We start from the raw sequence: 25,462 nt of genomic DNA on the forward strand, positions 1-25,462 counted from the left end.
TCAACCATACGTAGCCCTCACATGCCGCTGCGATTGCTGAGCAGCACGTGTAAAATGTCGGCATCTCGTTAGCCTGCCCCAATTCAACGTCAAGAATCCCACCAAGCATTCCACTCACTCACGCGAGAACACCATGACCATCATAAAGCAAGAAGACCTGATTGAATCCGTTGCCGCCGCACTGCAGTACATCAGCTACTACCATCCTGCCGACTATATCCAGCATCTGGCACGCGCTTATGACACCGAGCAAAGCCCGGCCGCCAAGGACGCGATCGCACAGATCCTGACCAACTCGCGCATGTGCGCTGAAGGCAAGCGTCCTATCTGCCAGGATACCGGCATCGTCAACGTCTTCCTGAAGATCGGCATGGGTGTGCGCTTCGAGGGCTTCTCCGGCACCGTCACCGACGCCGTCAACGAAGGCGTGCGCCGCGCCTACAACTACGACGACAACAAGCTGCGCGCCTCCATCGTGGCCGATCCGCACTTCGACCGCAAGAACACCAAGGACAATACGCCGGCCGTGGTCCACATGGAACTGGTCGAGGGCAACACCGTCGACGTCAAGGTCGCGGCCAAGGGCGGCGGCTCGGAAAACAAATCCAAGATGGTCATGATGAACCCTTCCGATTCGCTGATCGACTGGGTGCTGAAGACCGTGCCGACCATGGGCGCCGGCTGGTGCCCGCCTGGCATGCTGGGTATCGGCATCGGCGGCACCGCCGAGAAGGCGATGCTGATGGCGAAGGAAGTGCTGATGGAAGACATCGACATGTACGAGCTCAAGCAGCGCGGCCCGCAGAACAAGCTGGAAGAACTGCGTATCGAACTGTGCGACCGCATCAACGCGCTGGGCATCGGCGCGCAAGGCCTGGGCGGCCTGACGACCGTGCTGGACGTGAAGATCATGACCTATCCGACCCACGCCGCCTCCAAGCCGGTCGCCATGATCCCGAACTGCGCCGCCACCCGCCACGGCCACTTCGTGCTGGACGGCTCCGGCCCCGCCTACATGACGCCGCCTCCGCTGTCGACCTGGCCTGACGTCAGCTGGGCGCCGGACACCGAGAAGTCCAAGCGCGTCGACCTGAACACGCTGACCAAGGAAGAAGTCGCTTCGTGGAAGCCGGGCCAGACCCTGCTGTTGAACGGCAAAATGCTGACCGGCCGCGACGCCGCGCACAAGCGCATCCAGGACATGCTGGCCAAGGGCGAAGAACTGCCGGTGGACTTCAAGAACCGCGTGATCTACTACGTCGGCCCGGTCGATCCGGTGCGCGATGAAGTGGTGGGCCCTGCCGGCCCGACCACCGCCACCCGCATGGACAAGTTCACCGACATGATGCTGGAGAAAACCGGCCTGATCGCGATGATCGGCAAGGCCGAGCGCGGCCCTGTGGCGATCGAATCGATCCAGAAGCACAAGTCGGCCTACCTGATGGCGGTCGGCGGCTCGGCCTACCTGGTGTCGAAGGCGATCAAGGGCGCCAAGGTGCTGGGCTTTGCCGACATGGGCATGGAAGCGATCTACGAGTTCGACGTGGTCGACATGCCGGTGACCGTGGCGGTCGATGCCGCCGGTACCTCGGTGCACGAAACCGGTCCGAAGGAATGGAAAGCCAAGATCGAGCAGCTGAACGTTCCGGTCGTGACGGCCTGATGCACGCCGCCCGCACTCCCGGTGCTCCCATCGGTGTCTACGATTCCGGCGTGGGCGGGCTGTCGGTGCTGCGCCACATCCGGGCGCAGCTGCCGGCGGAGGACTTGATCTACTTCGCAGATTCCGGCCACGCGCCCTACGGCGAAAAGACCGAACAGTATGTGGTCGACCGCGCGCTGCTGGTCGCCGCCTTCCTGCTGGAGCGCGGCATCAAGGCGCTGGTGGTGGCCTGCAATACCGCGACCGTGGCCGCCATCAAGGCGGTGCGGGCGCGCTATCCCGATCTGCCGGTGGTCGGCGTCGAGCCCGGGCTGAAGCCGGCCGCGGCCATCACGCGCAGCGGCAAGGTTGGCGTCCTGGCGACGGCGCGCACGCTCAAGGGCGAAAAATTCCTGCAACTGCGCGAGCAGATCAGCGCCGCCACCCAGACGGAGTTCCTGCTGCAACCGTGCGTCGGTCTGGTCGACCAGATCGAACTGGGCGATCTGGAAACGCCCGCCATCGCCGCGCTGCTGGAGCAATACGTGGCGCCGCTGCTGGACCAGGGCGCCGATACGCTGGTGCTGGGCTGCACCCACTATCCCTTCGTCCAGACCGGCATCGAACGGGTGCTGCACACGCACGGCCGCCAGGGCGTGACCCTGATCGATACCGGCGACGCCGTGGCCCGCCAGTTGGTGCGCCTGCTGGAGGCCGCCGGCCTGCTGCGTCCGGCGCGCGGCGACGGTGAGGCGCCCGCCTCGCTGCGCGGCTACACGACGGCGGACGTCAGCGCGCTGGCGCCGGCATTCGCCAATTTGCTGGGCCTGCATCCGGCAGTGGAAAAGGTTAACGTTTAAGCAAGCCGGTACTTTTTGAAAAAACTTTGCATTTAGATTTGCAGGATTCAAAACTGGCTTGTATAATTCGGCACCTGTCTACGAAACAGTAGACAAAGTGAAGTAAATCAGTGGTGGCTGTAGCTCAGTTGGTAGAGTCCAGGATTGTGATTCCTGTTGTCGTGGGTTCGAGCCCCATCAGCCACCCCACAGAATTCGCAGTAAGATCAAAGGGTTACACGCTTCGGCTTGTAACCCTTTTTCGTTATGGGCCACCCTTCCGCCGCCATGTAAGCGCTGGCAAGTAGTTAATATTTCCATAAAGTTACAATTGGTGAATATTCAAGCTTATAGGTGATGTTAGTATTTTTAAGACAACAAAGTTTATCTTGAAATCATCTACCTCATAAGGATATCCATGAAAAATTCGCTACGGCTCGCCTGTGCCGCCATTGCAGTTTTCACCAGTTGCGCCGCTTACGCCTCAAGCGGAACAGCCTCGACCAAAATAACCGGCTTTACCATCCAGCTGATCGATCTGGACACGTCTGACGGGATTACCCCGTCGCTGACGCTCGACAGTAGCCTGCCCTCGCCCGCATTTGGCCGCACCACGCTTACTCTGATGGACACCGTCGCCCACTTCGCGGATATTGACACCTACAAGGGCGGCACCACTGGCCTGAGCAGCTCCAGCTACTCCAAGAGTTCCGCGCTGGCCGGCTCGGTCAATAGCACCATCAATGCTGGCAGCGGCGCATTCGGCCTCTCCGGCGCAACCGCATCCCTTCTGGCCAGCAATTCGTCGACGCCGGCAGCGACCACCGGATATGGCCGTAGCGTTGCGGACGCCAGCACGACTATTTTTAGTAACTATTTCCGGCTGTCCGCCAATACCCGTCTGATCATCAACGAAACTGTCGAACTGAGTGCCACCATCGTGGGGAATGGTATTGCTGATCAAGATAACCTTGTGGCGGCCAGCGCAGGCCTGACTCTGACAAGCGTGTTCGGCCCGGGCAAGTTTTCTTTCCAAAATCCTTATCTAGACGACATTTTTGGCAATCACACCACCACGCCCAAAACGGTGGAAAAAAATGGTACCTTGACGCTGGACTACAGCAATATGTTCAGCAGCGACCAGGGCCTTCGTCTGGACGCCTACTTGGGCGCGAGCGTCTCCATCGACGCTCCGAGCACCGACTCGCCACCAGCGGTTCCCGAGCCGCAGACATATGGCATGCTGCTTGGCGGGCTGTGCTTGATTGGCCTTGTCCGCCGCCGCAAGCAGTCGTAAATACAAGCTCGCCGCCCGTTCGATATCCATCAGCACGCAATCGAACGGCGGCACACTGCGTAAGTGACGTCCCGTATAAATCTAGCCGCTTACGCGTAATGCCGTTCAGTTAAGCTTGAGTCGCCCGCCGTCATTCCCGCGAAAGCGGGAATCCAAGCATTGCTTGAATTCCCTCCAAGCATTGCTTGAATTCCCTCCATACGGCGCCTGCGAGACAAGCTCCGCATGGGTTCCCGCTTTCGCGGGAACGACCACCCTTAACTGAACGGCATTAAGCCGCTTATGCGGCTTTTTTTCGTCTGCAGATTTACACAGTTCCAAAGAATATTTCTAGATTTTCCGCAAAGAAGAATTGACTGAGATGAATTTTCAGTACAATACAGACATCACTTCCTGCGGGGTTTTCATGTCGAACAAACAATGGTTGTCGTTGCTTTTACACGCATGTCTGCTGGCTTCCAGCGCCACCGCAGTAGCTCAGGAGGCAGCTCCCGCCTCGCCCACCACCCAACAGATGATAGACGCGCTGAGCGCCCGCCCCGTCGGCGCGCCGGCTGCGGCGCCGGCAGCTTCGGCCCATCCGCAGCGCAAGACCCGCAACCTGGCCGTCGAAGTCAACACCATGCCCGAGGGCGCGGAACCGGCGCCCAGCGCGCCGGCCAGCGCCGCGGCACAGCCGCCGGCCCCGGTACCATCGATTAACCTGGCCATCCAGTTCGAAGTCAATTCCGACCGCGTGCTGCCGGCCAGCATGAAACTGCTGGCCAACCTGGCCCAGGCGCTGCTGACGCCGGAGCTGCTGCCGATGCGCTTCCTGGTCGAAGGCCACACCGACGGCAACGGCAAGCCGGCCTACAACAAACGCCTGTCGGCACAGCGCGCCGAGCAGGTCAAGCGGGCGCTGGTGCAACAGCACATCGACGCCAAACGCATCGTCACCGAGGGCAAGGGTTCGAGCGAATTGCTCAATCCAGCCATGCCGGGCGCGCCGGAGAACCGCCGCGTGCGCATCGTCATGTTGGGGAAATGAGATGAGGGCGCAACAGCGTTCTCCCCTGCGTCTTCCTGCCCTGCTGCCGCTGCTGCTCGCCGGCGCGCTGAGCGGCCAGGCCCACTCGGCCACACCAGCCGCCACGCCGGCCGCCACGCCAGCGCAGGACAAGGCCGCCGCCGCCAGCGCGCGCGTGCAGCCGCGCGCCACCCGCCATGCGCTGATCATCGGCGTCGGCGACTACCTGAGCCCGGCCGTGCCGCAACTCAAGGGCATCGGCTACGACATCGACTCGGCCAGCAAGATGGCGGTCGCAATGCAGATACCGCCGGAAAACATCACCATCCTGCGCGACCACGAGGCCACGTCCGAACGCATCCTGCAGGAAATCGCCGCCCTCAATGAACGCACCCAGCCGGGCGACCGCGTGTTCTTTTACTTCTCCGGCCACGGCAGCCGCTGGTACGACGTGCACGCCAAGGAAAACGGCTGCGTCGAGGCGCTGCTGCCGGCCGACAGCCACCCGCTGACCAACGAACGGCTGGCCACGCTGCTCAAGCCGATCTCCGACAAGGCCGACAAGCTGTTCGTGTTTTACGACGCCTGCCATTCGGGCGGCATCGTCGACAAGCCGATGATGCTGACGCGCAGCCTGAAGCTGCCCGACGGCCCCAAACTGACGCCGAAGTTCAGCCCGGGCGGCGTGGCCGAGGCCTGCGCCAAGCCGGCCAACATCCGCACCCGCAGCCTGACCGGCGAGGCCATGCGCAGCGGTGCCCTGCCGCAGAACATCGTGCAGATCTCTTCCTCGCGGCCGGAGGAAATCTCCTTCGACGACGAGGGCGCCGGCGGCCTGGCCACCCAGGCCTGGCGCGACTGCATGCTGGGCGACGGCAAGGACCTGGACAACTCGGGCGCCATCACCGTCAATGAAATCGCCGCCTGCGCCCAAAGCAAGATCGACCAGCGCTTCGCCGGCAGCCAGCAATACAGCACCCAGCACCTGACCCTGGGCGGCAACACCGGCTTCGTGCCAGGCTGGTTCGCCTCGGCGTTCGAGCAAGCCAGCGTGATGACGGTGGCGCCGGCCGCCTCGGCCGCGCCCGGCGCCGCCTTCAACGACGTGCTGGCCCAGCGCGATCCGCGCCGCACGGTGGCGCTCAATTCGCCCTCGAACCTGCTGCGCATCGGCAAGGACGCGCTGGACGTCTCGGTCACGTCCTCGCACGACGGCTACGTCTATCTGGTGCTGCTGGGCTCGGACAACAGCAGCTACTACATGCTGTTCCCCAACGATAAGGACCACGCCAACGCCATCAAGGCCGGCGAAACGCTCAAGCTGCCGCGCCCCAACTGGCGCATCACGGCGCAGGGGCCGGCCGGCATCGACCGCATGCTGGTGGTGGTCAGCGCGTCCGAGCGCGACTTGTCTGTGCTGGGCAATAACAAGGCCGGGCCGTTCGTGCAGAGCCTGAGCGATCCTGCCGGCCGCGCCAACTTGCAATGGTTGCTGGGCACCTCGCTGCGCGCGTCCTCGCCGCAATGCCGCCGCGGCGGCGCGGCGCGCACGCCCGCCAGCAGCGCCCAGTGTTCCGACGCCTTCGGCGCCGCCCTGGTCGAATTCACCGAATGGTGATGCCGCCCCTGTTCCACCGACGAGAGATGCGATGAACCTGTCCACCATGCTGCTGTGCTGCTCCCTGCTGGCCCCCGCGCTGAGCCGGGCCGAGGAACCCCTGATCACGCCGGCAGAAAGCCAGGCCGAGCAGGCGATGCTGTCGCGTTCCATCCTGATCGCCAAGGGCGTGCCCCAACCGGGCGCGCCGACCATCGACCTGGTCGAGCCGGCCGATCCGCAAAACATCGTCACCACGCCGTTCCCGGTACGCGTGCGCTTCAGCACCGAAGGCGGCGCCGCGCTGGTGCCGGCCTCGCTGCAGGTGTACTACGGCGCCTTCGGCATCAACATCACCGAGCGCCTGCTCAAGCGCGCCAGCTTCGAGCAGAACGAGCTGCGCATCGACCACGCGGACGTCCCCTCGGGCAAGCACCGGCTGCTGCTGAAGATACAAGACAGCAGCAACCGCAGCAACGAGAAACTCCTGACGCTGATCGTCAAATAAATCCCCTCCTCCACAAGGCCCGCCATGAACCTGCTCCGCCACTCATTGCTGTTGCTGACATTTACCGCCCCGCTGGCGCTGGCCACGGAACCCACGCCGCCGGCCGCCGACAGCCCATCCATCACCTTCCTCGACTCCACCTTGTTCGACAACCTGCTGTCGCGCGAACTGGGCAAGGGCAAGAACGAGGTGGAGGTGAATATCAGCGGCAAGATCTCGCTCAACAACATTCCGCCACGCGTGGACAAATGGATCACCGCCGTGGCCGAGCAGGGCGAGGTCACGCTCAAGCCGGTCGATCCCGCGCTCAAGCCCAAGTTCATCCTGGCGCTGCTGCCGGTGGTGTACTCGTTCATCAAGCAGGCCAACGCCGAGCGCGCCATGAACAGCGCCAATCAGTACAACGCCAACGTGATCTATCACATCGATAAATCGGGCGAGTCGGTCATCGACAAGATCGTCTTCATCAAGAAAAAAGAGTGATCATCCGGGCTGGGCCGGCGCCCAGCCCAGCACGTGCACCGGGCTGTGTCCCTTGATCTCGCGCAGGCCGAGATCGCACAGCCCTTCCGTACTGTCGAGCCGCTCGGCCACCGCCAGCGAACACAGCAACGGCATGCCCACCTCCTTGCACAGGCTTTCAATGCGCGCGGCCACGTTGACGGTGTTGCCGATCGCCGTGTACTCGTGGCGCTCCTCCGAACCGATGTAGCCGATCACCGCCATGCCGCTGTGCAGGCCGACGCCGATGCGCAGCGACGGCGCGCCCAGCCGCGCCGACTCGGCGTTCAGCGCCGCCAGCTCTGCCAGCATCTCGCGCGCCGCCGCCAGCGCGGCAGCCTCCGGACAGGCCATCTCGTTGGGCGCGCCGAAGAACGCCATCATGCCGTCGCCGATGAACTTGTCGACCGTGCCGCCGTGGCGGTGCACCACCGCCGTCATGCGCGCGAAGTAGCGGTTCAGCAGGGCCACCACCTGCTCGGCGGGCAAGGCTTCGCTCAGGCCGGTGAAGCCGCGCACATCGGAAAACAGCACGCACACGCTGAGCTTGCGGCTGGACTTGCGGGCGTCGATGCCGCCCTCCAGGATGCTCTGCATGACCTGCGGGCTGACGTAGCCGCCAAAGCAGCGGCTCAGGCGCTGCCGCTCGAGGAACTGCTGCCACGACTGCCAGCCCGCGCGCGCCAGCAGTGCGATCCAGCCGCCCAGCAGCGGCGCGGCCGGCGCCAGCCACACGCCGCGCAGCAGCAGCGCCGTGCTCAGCGCGCACAGGCCCAGCGACAGCAGCACCAGCAGCGCCAGCTTGCGCCGCAGCCGCGCGCCGAACCAGAACAAAGCCATGACGGCCGCGCCGGCCCAGATGCCGGCGCGCGCCAACGGCGCGATCAGGCCGCCGTTCAGCATGCTGCGCACCGCCTGCGCGTGGGCCAGCATGCCCGGCACCCGCGTCGCGCCGGGCAGCCATGCCGCCAGCGGCACCGGCAGGTCGACCAGGTCGACATCGTCCAGCACCGCGCCCAGCAGCACGGCCTTGCCGGCGAAACGGCGCGCCAGCTCGTCCTGCCTGCCCTCGCTGGCCAGTTGCAGCACCTGCTGCAGCGGAATGTACTGGAACGGCGCGCCCAGCTGGTAATTGATCAGCCCGGTCCACGGCTGGCGCACGCCGGCCGCCGCCGCGATCTCGCTCGACAGCGTGAACGGCGTGCGGTCCGGCTGCAATGTCGCGTCGGGATAGCGGCGGACGCGGCCGTCGTCGTCGGCCGCGAACAGCGCCGAGGCGCTGCCGTGCACCGCCTCGCCCTGGCTGGCCAGCACCGAACTGTAGTCGATCTGAATCTCGTGGAAGTGGTGGCGGTCGTGGTCCCAGACCTTGGCCACCACCACCGGACTGGTCTGGATGGCGCCCAGCAGGCCGGCCAGCAGCGTGCGGTGGAAATCGAATTCGGGGTCGCGCCGCGACTGCAGCTGGTCGTAGCGCTTTTCCGGCAGCACCAGGTCCATGCCGATCACCAGCGGGCCGGCCGCGCCCACCCCGCGCAGGAACTGCGCCAGATAGCGGTGGCTCAGCGTGACCGGCTCTTCGACGCCGTCAAGAAAGGCTTCGTTGATACCCACCAGCACCAGGTCGCGCTGCACCGGCTGCGGGAACCAGGCGCGGTTCAGCGCGAACTGCAGGTCCAGCAGGCGGGCGTCGATGGCCGGCGCCAGCGGCAAGGCGCAGGCCAGCGCCAGCAGCACGCAGACGTAGCCGCGCACCGCCGTCCCACAGCGCGCAAGGGCGGGTGGCAGCACGGCCAAGGGAGGCCTAGCGCGCCAGGCTGCCGGCCTTGCTCAGGTCCGGCCGGCGTGCCGCGATCTCCTGCCAGATCGCGCGGGCATCGTCGAGCATCTGGCGGTTTTGCAGCAGGCTCGCGTACAGCACCCATTCATCGATCGGCGCCCCCGCGCCGGGCCGCAGCGCCAGCAGGCTGGCGTGCTCGGCCTCGCTGGCCACCTGGAACTGGGCCGTCGCCTGGCGCGCCTCGCCGTCGACCGCCGAGGTGTAGGCCACGCTCCAGCGGTAGCTCTGTCCATACGCCAGCGGCGCGGCCGGCGGCGGTTCCCACGCCGAGGCGTCGGTCTTGAACTGCGTCACCGCGGTGCCGTCGGCGCGCTCCAGCGTGAAGGTGTACGAGGTGGCCTCGTTGGCCTCCCAGCGGAATTGCGGACGGGTGCCCAGCACCAGCGTGCCGTTCTTCGGGCCCAGCAGCGTCAGGTCCAGCATGATCGCCCGCAGCTTGAACGCCGCCGGCCCGGTGTTGGGGCTCAGCGCCGCCGCCACCACCTTCTCGGCCAGCGACTTGGTGGCCAGCGGCGTGCCGTTCAGCACGCGGATCGCGCCGGGCTCGACCTCGGCCAGCACCGGCCCGGTCAGCTGGTAGATCAGCTTGGCGCCGTAGTGCGACACCGAGGCCTTGGCGCCCGCGTCCAGCCGCAGCTGCTCGCCCGGCTTGACGTAGTTCAGCAACTGCAATTTGCTGTGCTGGGTGTTGCGCACCAGCTCGCCGTTGCCCTGCACGTCGAGCACCATGCCGACCACCTCCTCGGCGGCGACGGCCGGCGGGCCGGCAACGGCGCATGCGAGCGCCAGTAAAACAACTCGGATCAGCGACATCATCCCTCCTCGGCTCAGTGCCTCATTTATAGCTGCGCGTCTCGAACAGATAATCGCCGCCGGCGGTGTGGCCGGCCGACACCGCCGCACCGTACTGCGGCACCTGCGGATAGGCCTCGGTCACGCCGGCCTTGGTGGCGTCGAACACGGTGTTGCCGGTGTCGTAGCGGGTGACCCGCTTCATCGCGTTCATCAGGCTCCAGGCGAAAATCGAATGGCCCTCGACGCCCTCGTCGGACACCGGCTCCTCGCCGCCCGACGACATCACCACCACCGAGCGGCGGCCCAGGATCTGGCCTGGATCGGCGGCGGCGTCGACCTTCTGGCCCTCGGCGAACGTGCCCGAGTAGCAGCTGTCCGACACCAGCATCACCTGCCGCGCCGGCACGCTGGCCAGCAACTTCGACACGTCGCTGGTCGAGATCCAGTTGGCCGGGCTGCTGCCGCTGCCGTCCGACGGAATCCAGTAGCCCTGCTTGCCGCTCTTGGCGTTGCCGGTCATGTAGCCGTGGCCGGCGTAATACACGGCCAGGCTGTCCTTCGGCCCCAGCTCGCGCGACATCGCGCCGATGCCGGTGACGATGTCGGCCCGCGTGGCGTCGCGCAGCACGTGCACCTCGTAGCCCATTTTCTCAGCCATCAGCGTGGCCACCGCCTCGGCGTCCGGCACCGCCGAATCAAGCGTTGGAATGCGCGCGTCCTTGTAGTGATTGATGCCGATGACGACCGCCACCTTGCGCTCGATCTGCGGCAGGAAGGCCGCGCTCGGCAGACGCAGCGCCGGACGGTTCGGCATCGCCTGCAACTGCGTCTGCAGCTGCGCCTGGCCGGGCACGCAGACGCCGACCGCGCCGGGACCGCATGCCGGCAGGTCGGCCGCGTGCGAGTTGTGGTCGAGGATCTTCAGCGCCTCCTTGAACACGGCGGTCTTGTGCTCGTGGCGCAGCACCGACAGCTCGGCCAGCTGCTCGGCGCTCATCGCCGCCGTCGCCGTGGCCGCGAAGGCCTTCAGCGCCCGCGTGCGGCGCCCCTCGTCGCGCTTGGCCACCACCACGGCGGCGGCGTCGGCCTTGGACTGCTTGGCCTTGGCTTCCTCGGCCTTGGCCGCTGCCGCGACCTTCTGCGCCTCGGCCTTCTTGGCCTGGGCGGCCAGCTTCCGGTCCGCCGCCGCCTTGGCGCCGAGCGCGGCCTTGACCAGCTCGGGCTTACCGCTGGCCTCGGCGCGCTGCACCTGCGCCTCTTCCTTGTGGCTGCGCGCCGTTGCCGACTGCGTCAGCGCTTCCTCGCGCTTGGCGCGCGCCTCGAGCGCGCTGGCCTGGGCCTGGCTGCGCCGCGCGTCGGCCTGGTCCTTGGCCTGGGCCGCGGCCAGCCGCAGATCGTCGGCCTGCTCCTGGCGCACCCGGCTCTCGGCGGTCTTCTGCGTCACCTCGACCCGCTTGTCGGCGGCCACCCGCTCGGCCACCGCGCGCTGCTGCGGCGACTTGGCCTCGCGCGCCTGCGCCAGCGCCTCGTTGCGCGCGGCGTCGGCGATCTTGGCCTCGGCGGCGGCGGTGCGCGCGCGCGCATCGACCCCGAGCGCCTCGGCCTCGACGCTCTTGGCGCCGGCCTCGCTCTGCTTCGCTCCGGCCTCGGCCTTCTTCGCGTTGGCGTCGGCCAGCTTGGCCTCGGCGCCGGCCCGGCGCGCGTCGGCGTCGGCCTTCCTGGCCTGCGCCGCCACCTTCAGCGCCGGCGTGGCCGCGCCCTGCACCTCGGCCTCGGCCTTGCGCGCATCGCTGTCGGCCTGCTTGCCGTCGGCCTCGGCGCGCTTGGCCACCGCCTCGGCGCGCTTGGCCTGGGCTTCGATCTTGGCCGCCTCGGCGCTGGCCTGCCTGGCCGCGCCGGCGTCCTTCTTCGCGGCCAGTTCGGCCTTGCGGGCGCCGGCCAGATCGGCCTTGGCGGCGCCGCTGGCCTCGCGCGCCTCGCGCTTCAGCTCCTGGGTCGACTTCTTGTCGTCGGCGGCCTGCGCCACCTCCTTCTCGCGGGTCGCCTCGCGCTTGCCGCCGAAGCCGACCTTGGCGCCGGCCACGCCGGCGGCCGGCCCGTCCTCGGCCTTGGCTGGCGCAGCGGCCGCAGCCGGCGCCGGCGCCGGTGCTGCCGTGGTGTCGGCCACGGCCAGCTTGACGTCGTAGGTTACCGGCGCGGCAGCCGTGGCGGCGCCGGGCAGCGCGCTGCCGCTGGTGCCGTTGACGCCGGTGCTGGCGCACATGGCCGGGTTGTTGGTGCAGGTCGACTGGACCGCCGCGTCGGCCACCTTCAGGTCGACCACCGGGCTGCCCTCGGGCAGCAGGAAGCGGAACGCGGCCGCGTTGGCGCTGTCGTACACGGCCGGGCTCCAGCTGTAGCCGTGGGCGTTGATCAGCTCATAGCTCAGGGTGCTGCTGCCGGCCGGGTCCAGGCTGGCCGCAGCCTTCTTGCCGAGCGCGACAATCCAGTTGCCGTTCGGCGTGACCAGGCCGCCGCTGTGCACCGTGTAGGCGTCGCTGGCGTAGACCTCGGCCTGCAGGTTCTTCGCGCCCAGCACGGTCCAGTCGACCTGGTCGCCGCCGGCCGGCGCGTTCGGCGTGTAGTTCGGCAGCAGCGTCGCGTTGGGCGCCGAGCCGGTGGCGTTGATGGTGCCGGTCAGGTCGACCGTCTGGCCGCTGGCGGCAAACGTCAACGTGCTCATGCTGCCGCCACTGCCGAGGTCGACCACCACGGAGCCCGGCGCCGGGCTGGGCGTCTGATAGGTCACGTGCGTGGCGATCGCGGCCGAGGAGGCGCCGGCGATCAGGCGCGTGGCGCCGCCGACCGCCAACGTCATGCCGGCATTGGCGCCGTTGGCCAGGATCAGCGCCTCGCTGCTGGTGCCGCTGCCGCCGGTCAGGCTCAGGTTGCCGCCGACGTTCAGCGTCAGGTTGCCGTCCGGGTTGATCGCCGCCACCGCGCCCTCGTCGCGCGAGAACGCCTTGGCCGGATCGGCCGCCGCCAGCATCGTGACGCTGCTGGCCCCGCCCGTCATGGTCAGGTCGCCGGTGACGTTGACCACCGCATCGCCGCGGCCGGTGCCCAGCAAGGCACCGCCGTGGGTGCCGGGGGTGCCGCCACCGTCGAGCGTGATCGATTTGGCGTTGATGGTTTTCAGCGCGCCGGCCGGCACGTCCTTCAGCTGCGAGGTCGACGCCAGCGCCGCCAGGTTGGTCTTCATCGCGCCGTCGGCCGCGTTGTAGTAGCCACCGCTGCCGCCGGTGAGCGTGATGGCCGGGTAGTTGACCGCGCCGCCCGAACTGGTGACGGTCTGGCGATTGCCATTGCTGAGATCAGCGAGGATGACGGCGCCGTTGTCCGAGCCATTTTTGCCGCCCACCAGATCCAGCGTGCCGCCAGCGACGAAGTCCAGGATCTGGTCGCCGCCACCGAAAGAGTAGATCGCCGCCAGATTGTTGCTGGTGCGGCAGCCGGCGCAGTAACCGGCGTTCGGATCGCCGTCCAGCAGGCCGTCGCCGCTGCCGCCGTGCAGCTTGACCGCGCCGCCGCCGTTGATGACGAATTTCTGCACGCCCGAGCCGACCTGGTAAATGACGGCCTGGTTGTTGGTGCTGCCGCTGCTGCCGCCTGCGTTCAGGGTCAGTTCCGAGCCGGCGCCGTTCAGGTTGAAGGTTTGCGTGCCGGCCTGCGCGTAGATCGTCGCATAACGATCGCTGCCATCGGCGCCGGCCACCATGTTGATGCGATGCGCGCTGATCGTCTGCGCACCGTTCGCGATCCCATCGGCGGGCGCCTGCTGGATGAAGACGGCGCTCTGGTCAGCGGTGCCGGCGCGCATGCTCAATGTGTCGCCGACGGTAATGGTCTGCAGCACACCGCTGCTGATGCCGGCGCTGGATTCGGTCCCGGTGCCGCCGGCGATGGTCAGGTTGTTGCTGACAGCGATGGTTTGCTTACCGCTGCCATACAGGCGGACCCAGTTGTGGGCGTCGGCGGGGCCGCTGCTGCCGCCCCCCACCATGCTCAAATTATCGGCCTTGATGTTCTGGTCCGATACCGTTGTGCTATCGGTTCCCATGGCGTTGATGCGCGCCACATTGTTCGAGCCGCCAGCCCCCCCGGTCAGTTTCAGCGTGGGGGCTGTGACGTTTTGCGTGCCGCCATTGGCGCCGGTGGTGATGAGGGCATTATTCTGGCTGCCGCCCGCGCCACCGGTCAAGCTCAGGCTGGACGCGGCAACCACCTCCTGCACCAGTCCGCCCTGCCCGGCATTGTTGAACAAGCCGATCTGGGCGCGGTTGTTGCTGCCGGATGATCCGCCGTTGAGCGTGATGGCATCGGCATGGATGGTCTGGTTGCCGCCGCTGTTCACGTTGGCGGTATCGCCGCTGCTACCCGTGCCGCCGCTCATCGTTAAGGTACCGGCGGTGATGGTTTGCGCCGTCCCGGCGCTGACAAAGACGCTCTGGTTGGTCCCGGTTCCGCCGGTCATGGTCAGCGCGCCAAGCACGGTGATGCTCTGGTCGAGGTCGCTGCTGACGCCGGCGCCGTTGGTGCCGTTGGCGCCACCGTCGATGCTCAGCGAATTGGCAGTGATGGTCTGGTGCGCGTTGCCGCCGATGATGGCGTTGCTGTCCTGGCTGGAGCCGCCGGTAACGCTGATCGTGCCGGCGCTGACGATCTGGGTCGCCGCCACCGTGCCGGTGTCGTCGAAGGACCAGAGGTGGGCCCAGTCGCCGGTGACGCCGGAGCCGCCCTTGATCGTCAAGGTCTTGGCGGTCACGCGCTGGGTGACACCGGCGCCGGTCGCATGCAGGCCTGCGAAGTTTTCGGTGCCGACGCCACCCTGCATGACGATGCTGTCGGCAGTGATCGTCTGGGTGTGGCCGGCGGCCTTGTTCAAGCTGAGGTTGGCATGGTTGTGGTCGCCGCCGCTGCCGCCGGTAATCGCCAGCGTCTTGACCGCAACGGTCTGGTTGCCGGTGCTACTGATATCGCTACCGCCACCGCTGCCTGTCGCGCTGCCGGTCAGCGACAGCGACGCCGCCGTGATGCTTTGATTGCCATCGGCGTTCATCGACGCTACGCCGCCGCTGCCGCCCTGCAGGGCAATGGCGTTCTGCACAGTCAGCACCTGATCCTTGCCGGTGCTGATGTAGGCGTTCAGATTAGTCGCGCCGCCGCCCTGCAGCAGGATGTCGTTGGCCGTGACCGTCTGCGTGCCGGTGCCGCTGATGTAGGCGTTGTTGTTGACGCCGCTGGCGCCGCCGGTCAGCGTCATCGTGCCACCGGTGATGGTCTGAACCGGCGACACCGTCTGGCTGTCGTCATTGGCCCAGAACTGCGCGGTGTTGCTGCTGCCGCCCGCACCGCCGGTCATACGGATCACGGGCGCCGTAATCAGCTGATTGACGCCCGCTCCGTTGGCGAACACGGCCGCGGTGTTGTTGGTGCCGGCGCCGGCGGCCAAGGTGATGCTGTCGGCGCTGATTTTCTGCACCACGCCCGTGCCGGTCGCGCTCAGCGTGGCCGTGTTGTTGGTGCCGTCCCGGCCTGCCACCAGGGTGATGCTGCTGGCGCCGATGGTCTGGCTCAAGTTGAGCGGCGCAGGGACATTGGTATCGCGGTACAAGCCGATTTCCGCACCGTTATTCGTGCCCCCGCTGCCACCGGTGACCGTGATGCTGTCGGCTTTGACCGACTGGTTGCCGAAGGTATAGATATTGGCCATCGTCCGGCCGACGCCGCTGCTGCCGATCAGCTTGATCGAGCCGGTGACATTGATGCTCTGGCCGCCGGAGCCGGCGCCGATGAAGGCGTGCGACGCGCCGTAGTTGGGCACGGCAACGGTCGTGCTGCCGGCATTGAGGGTGATCGAGTTGGCGTTGACGACCTGGCTGCCGGCCGAATCGAGCGAGGCGTTATTGCCGCGGTTCTCGTCGGCCAGGTTGCTGATGCCGCCGTTGATGGTGATCGCGCCCGCATCGATTTTTTGCGTGGCCGAGGCCTGCGTCGAGCCGCCGTCGGCGCGGATCTGCGCGCCGTTGCCGGAGCCGCCGCTGCCGCCGTTCACCGTCAGGCTGGCGCTGGCGCCGATGGTCTGGCTGACATTGAGCCCGGTGGCGTTGATGGCCGCGTTATTGAACAGGCCCGCACCGCCGCCGGTGAGCGTGATCCTGGCGGCATTGATGGTCTGCTTGCCATTGTCCGTCTTGACGGCAATTTCGGCCAGGCCCGACGCGCCGCCGGTCAGGGTGACGTCGCTGGCGGTGATGGTCTGGTTGGCGCTGCTGAATATCCTGGCGAAGTTGCCCGCGCCGCCGGAATCGTTGCCGCCCAGGACCTCCACGGTATTGGCGTTGACGGTCTGGTTGCCCGCCGACATCACGAGCGCGTTGTAGGAATTCCCCTGGCTGGCGCCATTGCTGCTGGCCACGCTCAGCGAACCGGCGGAAAACGATTGCGTGCCGCTGGCCGAAGTCATGTTCAGGCCTGCCGTACCGCTGCCCAGCGCATTGCCGACCGAGATCTTGCCGCCATTGCTGACCAGGGTCTGGCTGGCGTTCGATTCCACATAGCCAAGGATGTTGATGGCGCCGGTCAGGTTGGCGCCGCCGCTGTCGACCCGGCTGGTGGTGCCGTAGGCGCTCGACGCGTCCAGCTTGAGGCCGACCACGCCGGTGTTGATGTTGGCGCCACGGCCCACCTCGATGTAGGGCGCCTGCACCGTCAAGGTCAGGCCGGCCGGAATCGACGGGCTGACCGAGGCGTTGCCGCCGCTGGGCAGGAAGGTGACGAAGTCGCTGGCCGACAGGGTGCCGTTGCTGGCCACCAGCAGGTTGCCCAGCGAATTGAAATCGGTGGCGCCGGCCGCCGCCGATCCGGTGCACTCGGTCGCGCTGCTGGTGTAGAAGCAGAACACCGCCGGATCGAGCAGCCAGTTGCCGGTGCGCCCATGCGGCGCCAGCGTGTCCACTCGGCCCTGGGCCAGCAGCGTGTGGCCGGACGTCTCGACCAGGCCGCCATCGCCGCCCAGCGCGCCGCCGCGCGCGGCGATGCTGCCGGCAAAGCTGGTGTGCTCGTTCGACCACAGCACCACCTTGCCGCCGTCGCCGTTCCGGCCGGCGCTGGCGTCGATGCGCGCGCCGGCCGCCATGTCGACCCGGCTGGCGTTTTGCACTGCCGCGTTTTTTCCCTGATAGTCGCCACCCACCAGCACCGTGCCGCCGCCCAGGCTGCCGCCGGCGTCGATGCGCGCGGCATCGCCCAGGCTGACGGTGTCGCCCAGCAGCTGCACGCTGCCGCCGGCACCGTCGCTGTTGGCCGCGCTCACGGTGCCCGTCACGCTGGTCGCGCCGCTGGCCTTGAGCACGATGCGTCCCTGCGCGTCGCGCGCGCTGCTGTCGGCGCGCGCCACGCCCTGCAGGTCGATCAGCGCGCCATAGATGTCGATGTGCCCGCCCGCCGCGTTCAGCTCGCCCAGGTTGAGCGCCTTGCCGCCGGTGGCCAGCGTCACCGACAGGTTGGGCGCGCCGCTGTCGGCCAGGCTGACGCGCTGGCCGGCCGCCAGCAGGATCTGCCCGCCCGGCGCGCGGATCACGCCGCCGTTGCTGACGTCGCCGCCCACCAGGTAGACGCTGCCGCCCAGCGGCGTGGTGATGGTGCCGAAGTTGCGCACGCCGCCGGCGCCGCCGGCGAGGTTGTATTTACCGGCCAGGAAGTCGGCGTCCGACAGGCGCAGGCTGGAGGCCACCAGGCCGGCCACGTCCACCGTGGCGTTGGCGCCGAACAGCACGCCGTTGGGATTGACCAGCAGCACCCGCCCGTTCGACTGCAGGGCGCCAAGGATCTGGCTGGGGTCGACGCCGGTCACGCGGTTGAGCACGGTCGACTGCGCGTTCTGCTGCAGGAAGCGCAGCAACTCGCCGTTGCCGACGTTGAACTGGCGCCAGTCGATGATGGTGTTGGGCGTGTTGGTGACGGTGAAGACATTGCCGTTGACGGCGAAGCTGGCCGTGCCGGCGCGCACCGTCGGGTCCACCGGCGCACCCTGCGCCGGCGGCGCCAGGGTCAGCACCGTCAGCAGGACGGCGCCGGCCTGGACGCAAGGATGGGGAAACAGCGTACGAGTCAGGAATGCGAGGCGCAACATAGCGGAATCTCCGGCAAGGTGTTTAACGCAAGGTGAGGCGCTTAGAACGAGTATTGGAAGGCCACGTGGACGAAGCCCTGGTTGGTCTGGCGCGGCGCGTTGGCACCCGGCGCCGTCGCCACCTGGGCCGCGCCGGCGTCGCAGCGCAGGCTGACGTCCTTGTCGAAGCCGTAGCGCAGGCCGACGCCAACGCTGGCCAGGTGGCCGCTGGCGATGGGCGAGGCGTCGCTGTTGCGCACCCAGCCGGCGTCGTAGAACAGCAAGGCGCGCAGGCTGTGGCGATCGCTCAGGTGCAGCCTGGGCGCCAGCTCGGGCGTGTACAGCTCCAGGTTGGCCGAGGCGCCACGGTCGCCGGCCGCGGTGCGCTCGTCGTAGCCGCGCACCGAGGCCGCGCCACCCACGCCGAACTGCTCGCTCGGGATCAGCGCGTCGCCGCTGTACTGGGCGTTGAGCGTGGCGCGCCACTGCCACTGGCCCAGCGGCAGCGCGTAGTAGGCGCTGGCGCGCCAGGCCTGCCAGCTGCGCGGATGGGTGCCGTAGCGCTCCTGCTGGCCGTGGCGCCCGCCCGGCAGGTTGTGGAAGTAGCCGATGCTGCCGCCGGCCTGGTAGCCCGGCGTGGCCTGCTGGCCCAGATAGCTGACGCTGAGCGGCACGTCGGTGATGGTGCCGCAGGCGGCCAGCTCGATGCCGGCGATGCTGCAGTTGTTGTTGAAGTCCTTGTAGTCGATGCCGTAGACCAGCTTGTGGCGGTACTCGCCGCGGCTGGCCAGCGCCTGGTTCAGCCGCGCGCCGGCGTACACGCCCTTGCCCGAAAAGAACAGCGGGCCGGCCGGCGACACCGCGTTGCTCTTGCTGTCGGAATAGGCTGCCACCAGGTCCAGCGACAGGCCTTGCCGGTAAAACGGGATGCGGTAGCCGGCCGTCACGCTGGCGGCCTTGTCGGGCTGCTGCACGCTGGTCATCAGTTGCACGTTGAGCACATGGTCGCGCCCGAACAGATTGGCGTTCTGGTAGCCCAGGCCGATCCGTTCGCGCCCGGTCGCCGGCGCGCCGGCATTGTCGAGCGACACGGTGAACTTGCTCACGCGGTCCTCGACCACGTCGATGCGCGCGTCGACCTCGGTCGCGCTGGCGCCGGCGGAAAAGTTGACTGCCAGCTGCCGGGCCGGGTTGTCGTTAGCCAGCAGCACGGCCGCGACGATGGCGTCGGTATTGGGCGGCTCGCCCTCGCGCAGCGGCGGCAGGCTGGCGCGCACATTGGCCGCGCTGTAGACCTTGTTGCCCTGGACCTCGACCTTGGCCAGCCGGCCCTCGCTCACGCGCAGCACCACCGTGCCGGCGCCGATGGTCTGCTCGGGCGCGTAGACCTGGACGATGGGATAGCCGGCCGCCACATAGGCCGCCTTGACGGCCGCGACGGCGCGCCCGACATCGTCCATGCCGCGCTGCTTGCCGGCAAACGGCGCCACCAGCGCCTGCAGGCGCTCGGCGCCCAGCAGGCTGGCGCCCTCGAAGCGGAAGCCGCTGATCTCGAACGGCGCGGCATCGGCTGCGAACGCGGGCGCGGACCACAGCACCATCAGCGGCAACAGGCCGGCTGTCATGCATTTCTTCATGTGTTCTCCCAAACGCCGGCGCGGCGGCGCGTTGCATCAAAGAATCAATCTGAAAGACTTAACGACGATAATATTGGTATTTACTTAAGGAAATTAAGTTTCATTTCGATAACTATGGGGCAGGGTAGCATTATTCATCGCGCATGGGGGACTGGCGCGATTTTTTGTCGCTTCAGCATCACAGTCGCGAAAAAAGCTCGCCAGCCGGGCTCATTTGAGGCCAAAAAAGCGCCGTATGCTCGACAGGTAGTTGGCTTGCTGGACTTGCCCATGCCCGGCATGGTCGCTGCGGAGGGCGCTCAGCACTTCGTTGCGGTCGCTGAGCACGTGGGCGAACTCATCGGCCAGGGCGGGACGGTCGTGCAGGATGGATTCAAAATTCTGCTTGTCCAGCCGATAGCACAACACATCGGTTTTGGCGGTGACGGTGGCGCCGCGCGGCGCGCCGGTCAACAGGCCGATCTCGCCGAACACGTCGCCGGCCTGGAGCGTGGCGCAGTGGATGCGCTCCTGCCCCTCGGCTTCGAACCAGACGTCGGCCTCGCCGCTGACCAGCAGGTACAGCCAGTGCGCCACCGCGCCTTGCCGCGTGATGATGTCATCCTGGATGAACGGCGTATGGCGCAGCGCCGTGGCCAGCTTGGCCAGCTCCTCCCCGGTCAGGCCGGAGAACAGCGCGACCTTGCCCAGGGTCTGCATGCGCGTCGCCATTTCCTCCGACAAGCGGGCGCGCGAGCGCCGCTCCGAGTCGGCGTTCAGGCGGATGTCCATGCAGGGATGGGCCAGCGACAAGCTCTGCCGCTGCAGGGCGCTGTAGAAATGGATGCGCACGGCGGAATCGGTGCCGTCGTCGTGGCCAGGGTTGGTGAGCCAGTAACGCACCGCGTACTGTATCAAACCCTCGCGGTAATCGACGACGATGCATTCGGGCGGGCGCACCGTCGAGATGTGCTCGATCCGGGTCTGGCGCAGCGCCGTCTGGACGGTGGCGATGACCTGCTGCGGCGGCACCGCATCCTCGATCCAGAAATGCACCCAGCGCCGGAACTCCGGCTTGCTCCCGCGGCTGTACACATCGACTTTCGATTTCATCAGCACGCTGTTGGGGATGACGATCAGGCTGCCGTTGTTGGTGCGCACTGCCGTGTGGCGCCAATGGACTTCCACCACCTTGCCGCGCACGTCGTCTATCCTGATCCAGTCGCCGATGCGGACCGAGTTGTCGAGCTGCAGCGCCAGTCCGCCCAGGATATTGCCCAGCGTTTCCTGCATCGAAAAAGCCACCACGCCGGTGATGACCGCCGACGTCGTCACCAGTCCGCTCAGGTCCAGGCCGGCGATGCGCAGCCACACCAGGCCCCAGACGATGTAGGTGATCACCAGCAGGATGTCTTCCATGATGCGCGGCGGGTGCATGCGCAGCGCCGGCAGCAGCACGCGGAAGGCGGTCAGGCCCAGGATGCGTATCAGCAGCAGCCCGAAGCCGAGCATGGAGGCGCTCTCGAACAGGCCGGCGGCCTGGCGCTGGTCCATGTCGAGCAGGAGCTTGCTGGAGAGGCTGACGATCAGGCACAGGCCGCCGAACAGCAGGTGGTTGCGGAACATGTGCGGGCTGTCGGGATCGGAGCGGGTCAGCAGCAGCTGCAGCACGCTGCAGACGAGGACGGCGGCAACCAGGCCGGCGTGCCATGGATTGATCCATGGGCCATCTATCGTGAGCATCCTGGCTCCTCATTCGTTGCTAGCTTGCATGTATTGTGAACCGAAGCCCACGCGTGCGCAATGTGATAACTAGCTAAACGATTTAAACCCTTTTTGCGAGCAACAGGACACTGGTTTTGCAGTTATTTAAAAATAAAGAATATGATTCCAGTTGTGGTTATCGATACAGCGCAGCAACGTAATAGACTCCCGCAGCGAGTATACCGCCGACCACATATAGCGCTCCACGCACGAAGGTAACCTGATGGCGCAAGCCATCTACCTTTTCTCCCATGGTCTTCACGTCGCTGATCAATCGCTCCACATTGCTGGATAGCTTGCCTATTTCCAGCAGCACAAAGCGCTGGTCGGCCTCTTTCTCGGAATTCATCGCCATGTCAGCCTCCTATGATCAATGACAACCATCATATCCCTCTACCGCTCTTTGTCGAGCCGCGTCGCGTGGGCGGTGTGCATGGTTACAAAATTTTGTGTTGGCTGTTGCCCAATGGGAACTAGATTGGCGCTACAATAAACACCGGTGCATCCGCATGCAACGCCCCCAAAATTTCACGATTAAGCCCAGCCATGTCCCAAGAGAGAACACCCCTGCACGAAGTCAGCACCTACAGCAAGGACACGCCAGTCGGTTGCCCCGACGTCAACGGTCGCGCCGCCGTGTTTGTGCCGACCGCGCTGTTCGATGTGAACGGCTCCACCACCATCCGCAAAGGCGCCGGCATAGTCGGCTACGGCAACCCGGACGGCTCGCTGACTGTCTATTTCGAAGCCAATCGCTTCGACGAGAGCAGCCTGCACAAGTGGGAAAACAAGGCCCGCAAGGCCTACGACCGCATGGTGGCCGGCGCGCCGACCGTGTCCAAGGCCAAGATGGATCCGAAGATGGTCGAGCAGATCGGCTACATCGACGGCAGCGGCATCCAGCTGAAGCAGCCGGAACAGCTGCGCCACTGGCTCGAGATCTCCAACGCGATGGACACCGCGCCCAGCGACTCCTTCATCGTCTGGAAGACCAAGTAAGTCAGCCTGCGGGACGGAAGCTGGCTGCTGCCTTGAGATGGGGTGGCCAGCTCACCCGCCAACAGCCGCCAGGCGCGCCTCATGCGCCACCCGCGCCATCGTTTCCACGGCGGTGAAGAAGGCATTGCCGCGCGCAATCTCATTCTTCTTGAAGAAACTCGACGGCTTGGGAAAGCCCTTCAGTGTCATGTCGATCAGGATTTCGTTGATCGTGGTGTCATATTCAAAGCCGGGGTTCAAGGTCATGTATTGGATACGCCCGCCGAGCCAGCCGCCTTCATTGTTGATATGCGGGGCACTGACCAGCAAGGCGCCGAGCCGGTTGATGTTCTGCTGGATGGTAGCCAGCGCGGCCTGATCCATATACTGGTTCTGGCGCAGATTGCCACTGTTCTGCCCACCATCCAGCAATATCCTGGCCGGCCTGGGGATGTTGCTGGGACGCCCGTTGAGAAGATTGTTATCGTAGACTTCGTTGACGGCAACGTGCGTCAGCTCGTGGATCAGGCGCCGCAGCTTGCCTGGTGTTTGCTGCACGATATATTCGGTGCCGTACTGCTTGATGTAGACGTTTGCAAAACCATTGTTGGGATCATCCCGCCATTCGCACACCAGCGCCTTGTAGGCAACGATCTCAGGAATAATCCGGGCGACAACCTTGCCCTGATGTTGAGTCGCGAGGCGATTCAGTTCGATAAAATCGGCAGTCGGTGCGGACATCGGATACTCCTTTTCGGGTCAGAAACCAATTCCTGTCATAAATACAAATTGCCAGCCATCCGGACGGGACGGGCAGTTGTCCTACAAAGTGTCGGACATTCGGCTGATGCCCATCAGACAACTCCCAGCGTATTCTGGACTCAGTGGAAGTCCAACCCTGTTCCCTGTTGGGAGGTTGTCATGGCACGCTATCTTCATATCGCCTTCGGCACTTTGCTGTTGAGCTTGGCCTGCGCATCGACCTATGTGTTGTGCACGGAAAACGCCTTGCAAGACCAAACCATCTCGCTCTATCAGCTGCGCTGAACCGTCATTCGCGCAAACCCAGCATATTCACCAGGCGGTTCAAGTCTCCCTCTTCCCGGATAATCTCGGCCATCAGCTCGGGCAACGGCATGCGGCCCCAGTTGACGGCGCGCCGCAACAGATAAGGCGTCGGGCTGTGCGGCTCCACCAGACTCAGATAATCGGCAATCGCGCCCAGCGCGGCGTAGGCCTCGTCGCGGTTCTTCCAGCCTGACAAGGCCACCGCCGGCGGCGCCAGGCCCGCCGCCATGCCGACCACTTCCTCGCCGCCCTGCGGCTGTTCCGGCGTTGTCATTTCTTCTTCCTTATGCTCGGGGACCAGCTGCTGCAGCACGCGCTCCACCGCCACCAGCGTCCCCTTCAGTTTAGACAGATTCGGCGCCTGCGCGCCCAGTTGCAGGTCGACAAAGGCCAGCATGGTTTCCAGGCAGTTCAGGCAGCGGTGCAGCACCTGCAAGCGGTTGCCCAGCTCGCGCCCCAGCCGCTGCTGGGCGTAAGCGATCACTTCGATGCGGGTCAGCGGCGCCTCGCCGTCGGCCTGCGGCTCGCCCGGATGGCCGGCCAGCTCGCGCGCCGTCATGCGCTCCCAGTCGGACAGGCTCTGGGCCGGCGGCTTGCGGCCGCTGATCTTCAGGATAGCCACGTGCACCCGCACCGTCGCCGACAACGATTCGTTGAGCCACTCCAGCGGCGCGATGCGGGCGTCGGCGTCGCCGTCCTGGATGACCGGATGCAAGCTGTCCCAGAACTGCCGCAACAGCCGGTCCACCAGGCTCAGGCCGCGATACAGGCCGTCGATGCCGTACTGCCGGGTCCACGCCTCCAGCAGCCAGGCGGCGATCTGCAAATCCTTGGAGCGGCTGGCCAGCATGGTCTTGCAGCGCGCCTCGATCAGCGGCCAGTCGGCCTTTTTCAGCGGCCGCTCCCACTGCCCCATCGGCAGGCTGGGATCGTCCTCCTCGCGCGCCAGCCGGATCTCGGTGAAGATCGGATCGTAGCGCAGCGCCGGACCGCTGGGCTGGTCGGCCGCTATGGGCTTGAGCAACAGTTCCAGCTCCTCCTGGTGCTCCATGCTCATCAGGGAAAGCGGTATCGGCAGGCTGGGTGCGTTCATAGGGGCTGTCGGGGTCTCGATACTGGGTGTTCGGTCATCGGCAATCAGGTGGCGCGCCTTGTCGACCAGGTTGAGCAGATTGTCTTTGATGCTCGCCATACGCCGTTCCGCCTAAGGTAGCATTTTGCCGAGTTCGCGCGCAAAAAACTTGGCGGCCAGCGGCGAGGTCAGCTTGTGCAGGTCCACCACCGTGGCGCCGGTGGGCACATAGATTTTCTCCGACAGGGCCAGCAGCCGGCCGGTATCGAAGCCTTCGTCGATTTCATGCATGGCGATCAGCACGTGGTCGGAGCCGTTGTCCAGCAAGGCCTGGAAGGGATTGGGCCCGGCGTAGTGCGAAGGCCAGCCGTCGTCGATGCAGGGATGCAGGTTGTAAAAGCCCAGCCGCGGCCGCTCGAACAGGCGGGCGTCGATGCGCTGGCCGAAGGTGGCGGTGATGCACAGGTCCGGCTGCCACTGCTCCTCGTACAGCCGGTAGAACTGCTCCGTCTTGACGCGGCCCTTGTACGGCACGATGCCATGCGACAGCGCCAGCCGCTCCACCATCACCTCCTCCGCCGGCGTGTGCGGATAAGCCCAGACCCGGCGCCCACGGCTGACATGGTCCGACGCCACATCGTCGGTGGCCACGCCGACCACCCGCACGCGCCGCGCCAGCGGCCCCTTGAGCAGCTCGCTCAACACGTGAAAGCCGCGGTGGAAGCTGCCGAACATGGCAACACGCACGAGGGGTGGCAAGGAGGACATGGCATCACCTCAGTAA

18 protein-coding genes and 1 tRNA gene are annotated in these 25,462 nt (G+C 66.2%); 10 read left to right on the forward strand and 9 right to left on the reverse strand.

From position 1 onward, the window contains the following. Positions 1-133: 133 nt before the first annotated feature. The 8 genes from ACEN9O_RS02010 to ACEN9O_RS02045 all read left to right on the forward strand — a co-directional run bounded on the left by ACEN9O_RS02010 (position 134) and on the right by ACEN9O_RS02045 (position 7,375). Positions 134-1,663, forward strand: a complete 1,530-nt coding sequence (locus tag ACEN9O_RS02010; protein WP_495615992.1) for a fumarate hydratase — start codon at positions 134-136, stop codon at positions 1,661-1,663. Beyond that, entirely contained in the window at positions 1,663-2,502 is an 840-nt protein-coding gene (gene murI / locus ACEN9O_RS02015) for a glutamate racemase (RefSeq protein ID WP_495615993.1), read from the forward strand. Before ACEN9O_RS02010 ends, murI begins: the two co-directional genes overlap by 1 nt. A 113-nt stretch (positions 2,503-2,615) precedes the next feature. Continuing rightward, a tRNA-His gene (locus ACEN9O_RS02020) sits at positions 2,616-2,691 on the forward strand. A gap of 208 nt (positions 2,692-2,899) precedes the next feature. Next, positions 2,900-3,778 (forward strand): PEP-CTERM sorting domain-containing protein, encoded by an 879-nt coding sequence (locus tag ACEN9O_RS02025; protein ID WP_495615994.1) that lies wholly within the window; start codon positions 2,900-2,902, stop codon positions 3,776-3,778. A 406-nt stretch (positions 3,779-4,184) separates the two neighbouring features. Further along, positions 4,185-4,808 (forward strand): OmpA family protein, encoded by a 624-nt coding sequence (locus ACEN9O_RS02030; RefSeq protein ID WP_495615995.1) that lies wholly within the window; start codon positions 4,185-4,187, stop codon positions 4,806-4,808. A 1-nt stretch (position 4,809) separates the two neighbouring features. Continuing rightward, complete coding sequence (locus ACEN9O_RS02035; RefSeq protein ID WP_495615996.1) at positions 4,810-6,405, forward strand: caspase family protein; 1,596 nt, start codon at positions 4,810-4,812, stop codon at positions 6,403-6,405. 31 nt (positions 6,406-6,436) lie between these two features. Further along, the gene (locus ACEN9O_RS02040; protein ID WP_495615997.1) at positions 6,437-6,892 is read left to right on the forward strand and encodes a hypothetical protein; all 456 of its coding nucleotides are present in this window, start codon (positions 6,437-6,439) and stop codon (positions 6,890-6,892) included. A gap of 24 nt (positions 6,893-6,916) precedes the next feature. Continuing rightward, the gene (locus ACEN9O_RS02045) at positions 6,917-7,375 is read left to right on the forward strand and encodes a hypothetical protein (RefSeq protein WP_495615998.1); all 459 of its coding nucleotides are present in this window, start codon (positions 6,917-6,919) and stop codon (positions 7,373-7,375) included. Here the strand turns inward: ACEN9O_RS02045 and ACEN9O_RS02050 are convergent, their stop codons facing one another. From ACEN9O_RS02050 to ACEN9O_RS02075, 6 genes are all read right to left on the reverse strand, one after another. After that, complete coding sequence (locus tag ACEN9O_RS02050; RefSeq protein WP_495615999.1) at positions 7,376-9,184, reverse strand: CHASE2 domain-containing protein; 1,809 nt, start codon at positions 9,182-9,184, stop codon at positions 7,376-7,378. A 13-nt stretch (positions 9,185-9,197) separates the two neighbouring features. Then, positions 9,198-10,046 carry a hypothetical protein gene (locus tag ACEN9O_RS02055; RefSeq protein WP_495616000.1) on the reverse strand — a complete coding sequence of 283 codons (849 nt, stop codon included), beginning with the start codon at positions 10,044-10,046 and terminating at the stop codon, positions 9,198-9,200. Between the two features lie 22 nt (positions 10,047-10,068). Then, a complete protein-coding gene (locus ACEN9O_RS02060; RefSeq protein ID WP_495616001.1) occupies positions 10,069-18,201 on the reverse strand; it encodes a two-partner secretion domain-containing protein in 8,133 nt (2,710 codons plus the stop codon). A 41-nt stretch (positions 18,202-18,242) separates the two neighbouring features. Next, positions 18,243-19,817 carry a ShlB/FhaC/HecB family hemolysin secretion/activation protein gene (locus ACEN9O_RS02065; protein WP_495616002.1) on the reverse strand — a complete coding sequence of 525 codons (1,575 nt, stop codon included), beginning with the start codon at positions 19,815-19,817 and terminating at the stop codon, positions 18,243-18,245. 210 nt (positions 19,818-20,027) lie between these two features. After that, entirely contained in the window at positions 20,028-21,539 is a 1,512-nt protein-coding gene (locus ACEN9O_RS02070; protein ID WP_495616003.1) for a mechanosensitive ion channel family protein, read from the reverse strand. Between the two features lie 157 nt (positions 21,540-21,696). Further along, complete coding sequence (locus tag ACEN9O_RS02075) at positions 21,697-21,915, reverse strand: hypothetical protein (RefSeq protein WP_495616004.1); 219 nt, start codon at positions 21,913-21,915, stop codon at positions 21,697-21,699. A gap of 191 nt (positions 21,916-22,106) precedes the next feature. Here ACEN9O_RS02075 and ACEN9O_RS02080 point away from each other — a divergent pair, with 191 nt between their 5' ends. Beyond that, entirely contained in the window at positions 22,107-22,559 is a 453-nt protein-coding gene (locus tag ACEN9O_RS02080; protein WP_495616005.1) for a hypothetical protein, read from the forward strand. 51 nt (positions 22,560-22,610) lie between these two features. On the opposite strand, the gene ACEN9O_RS02085 is transcribed toward ACEN9O_RS02080, so the two are convergent. Next, positions 22,611-23,279 (reverse strand): hypothetical protein, encoded by a 669-nt coding sequence (locus ACEN9O_RS02085; protein WP_495616006.1) that lies wholly within the window; start codon positions 23,277-23,279, stop codon positions 22,611-22,613. A 180-nt stretch (positions 23,280-23,459) separates the two neighbouring features. On the opposite strand from ACEN9O_RS02085, the gene ACEN9O_RS02090 reads away from it, so the two are divergent. Next, the gene (locus ACEN9O_RS02090; RefSeq protein WP_495616007.1) at positions 23,460-23,585 is read left to right on the forward strand and encodes a hypothetical protein; all 126 of its coding nucleotides are present in this window, start codon (positions 23,460-23,462) and stop codon (positions 23,583-23,585) included. Positions 23,586-23,589: 4 nt separating this feature from the next. Here the strand turns inward: ACEN9O_RS02090 and tssA are convergent, their stop codons facing one another. Further along, complete coding sequence (tssA, locus tag ACEN9O_RS02095) at positions 23,590-24,798, reverse strand: type VI secretion system protein TssA (protein WP_495616008.1); 1,209 nt, start codon at positions 24,796-24,798, stop codon at positions 23,590-23,592. Positions 24,799-24,810: 12 nt separating this feature from the next. Then, the gene (locus tag ACEN9O_RS02100) at positions 24,811-25,446 is read right to left on the reverse strand and encodes a formyltransferase family protein (RefSeq protein ID WP_495616009.1); all 636 of its coding nucleotides are present in this window, start codon (positions 25,444-25,446) and stop codon (positions 24,811-24,813) included. Positions 25,447-25,462 lie beyond the last annotated feature (16 nt).

It is taken from the genome of Duganella sp. Dugasp78 (genome assembly GCF_059491455.1).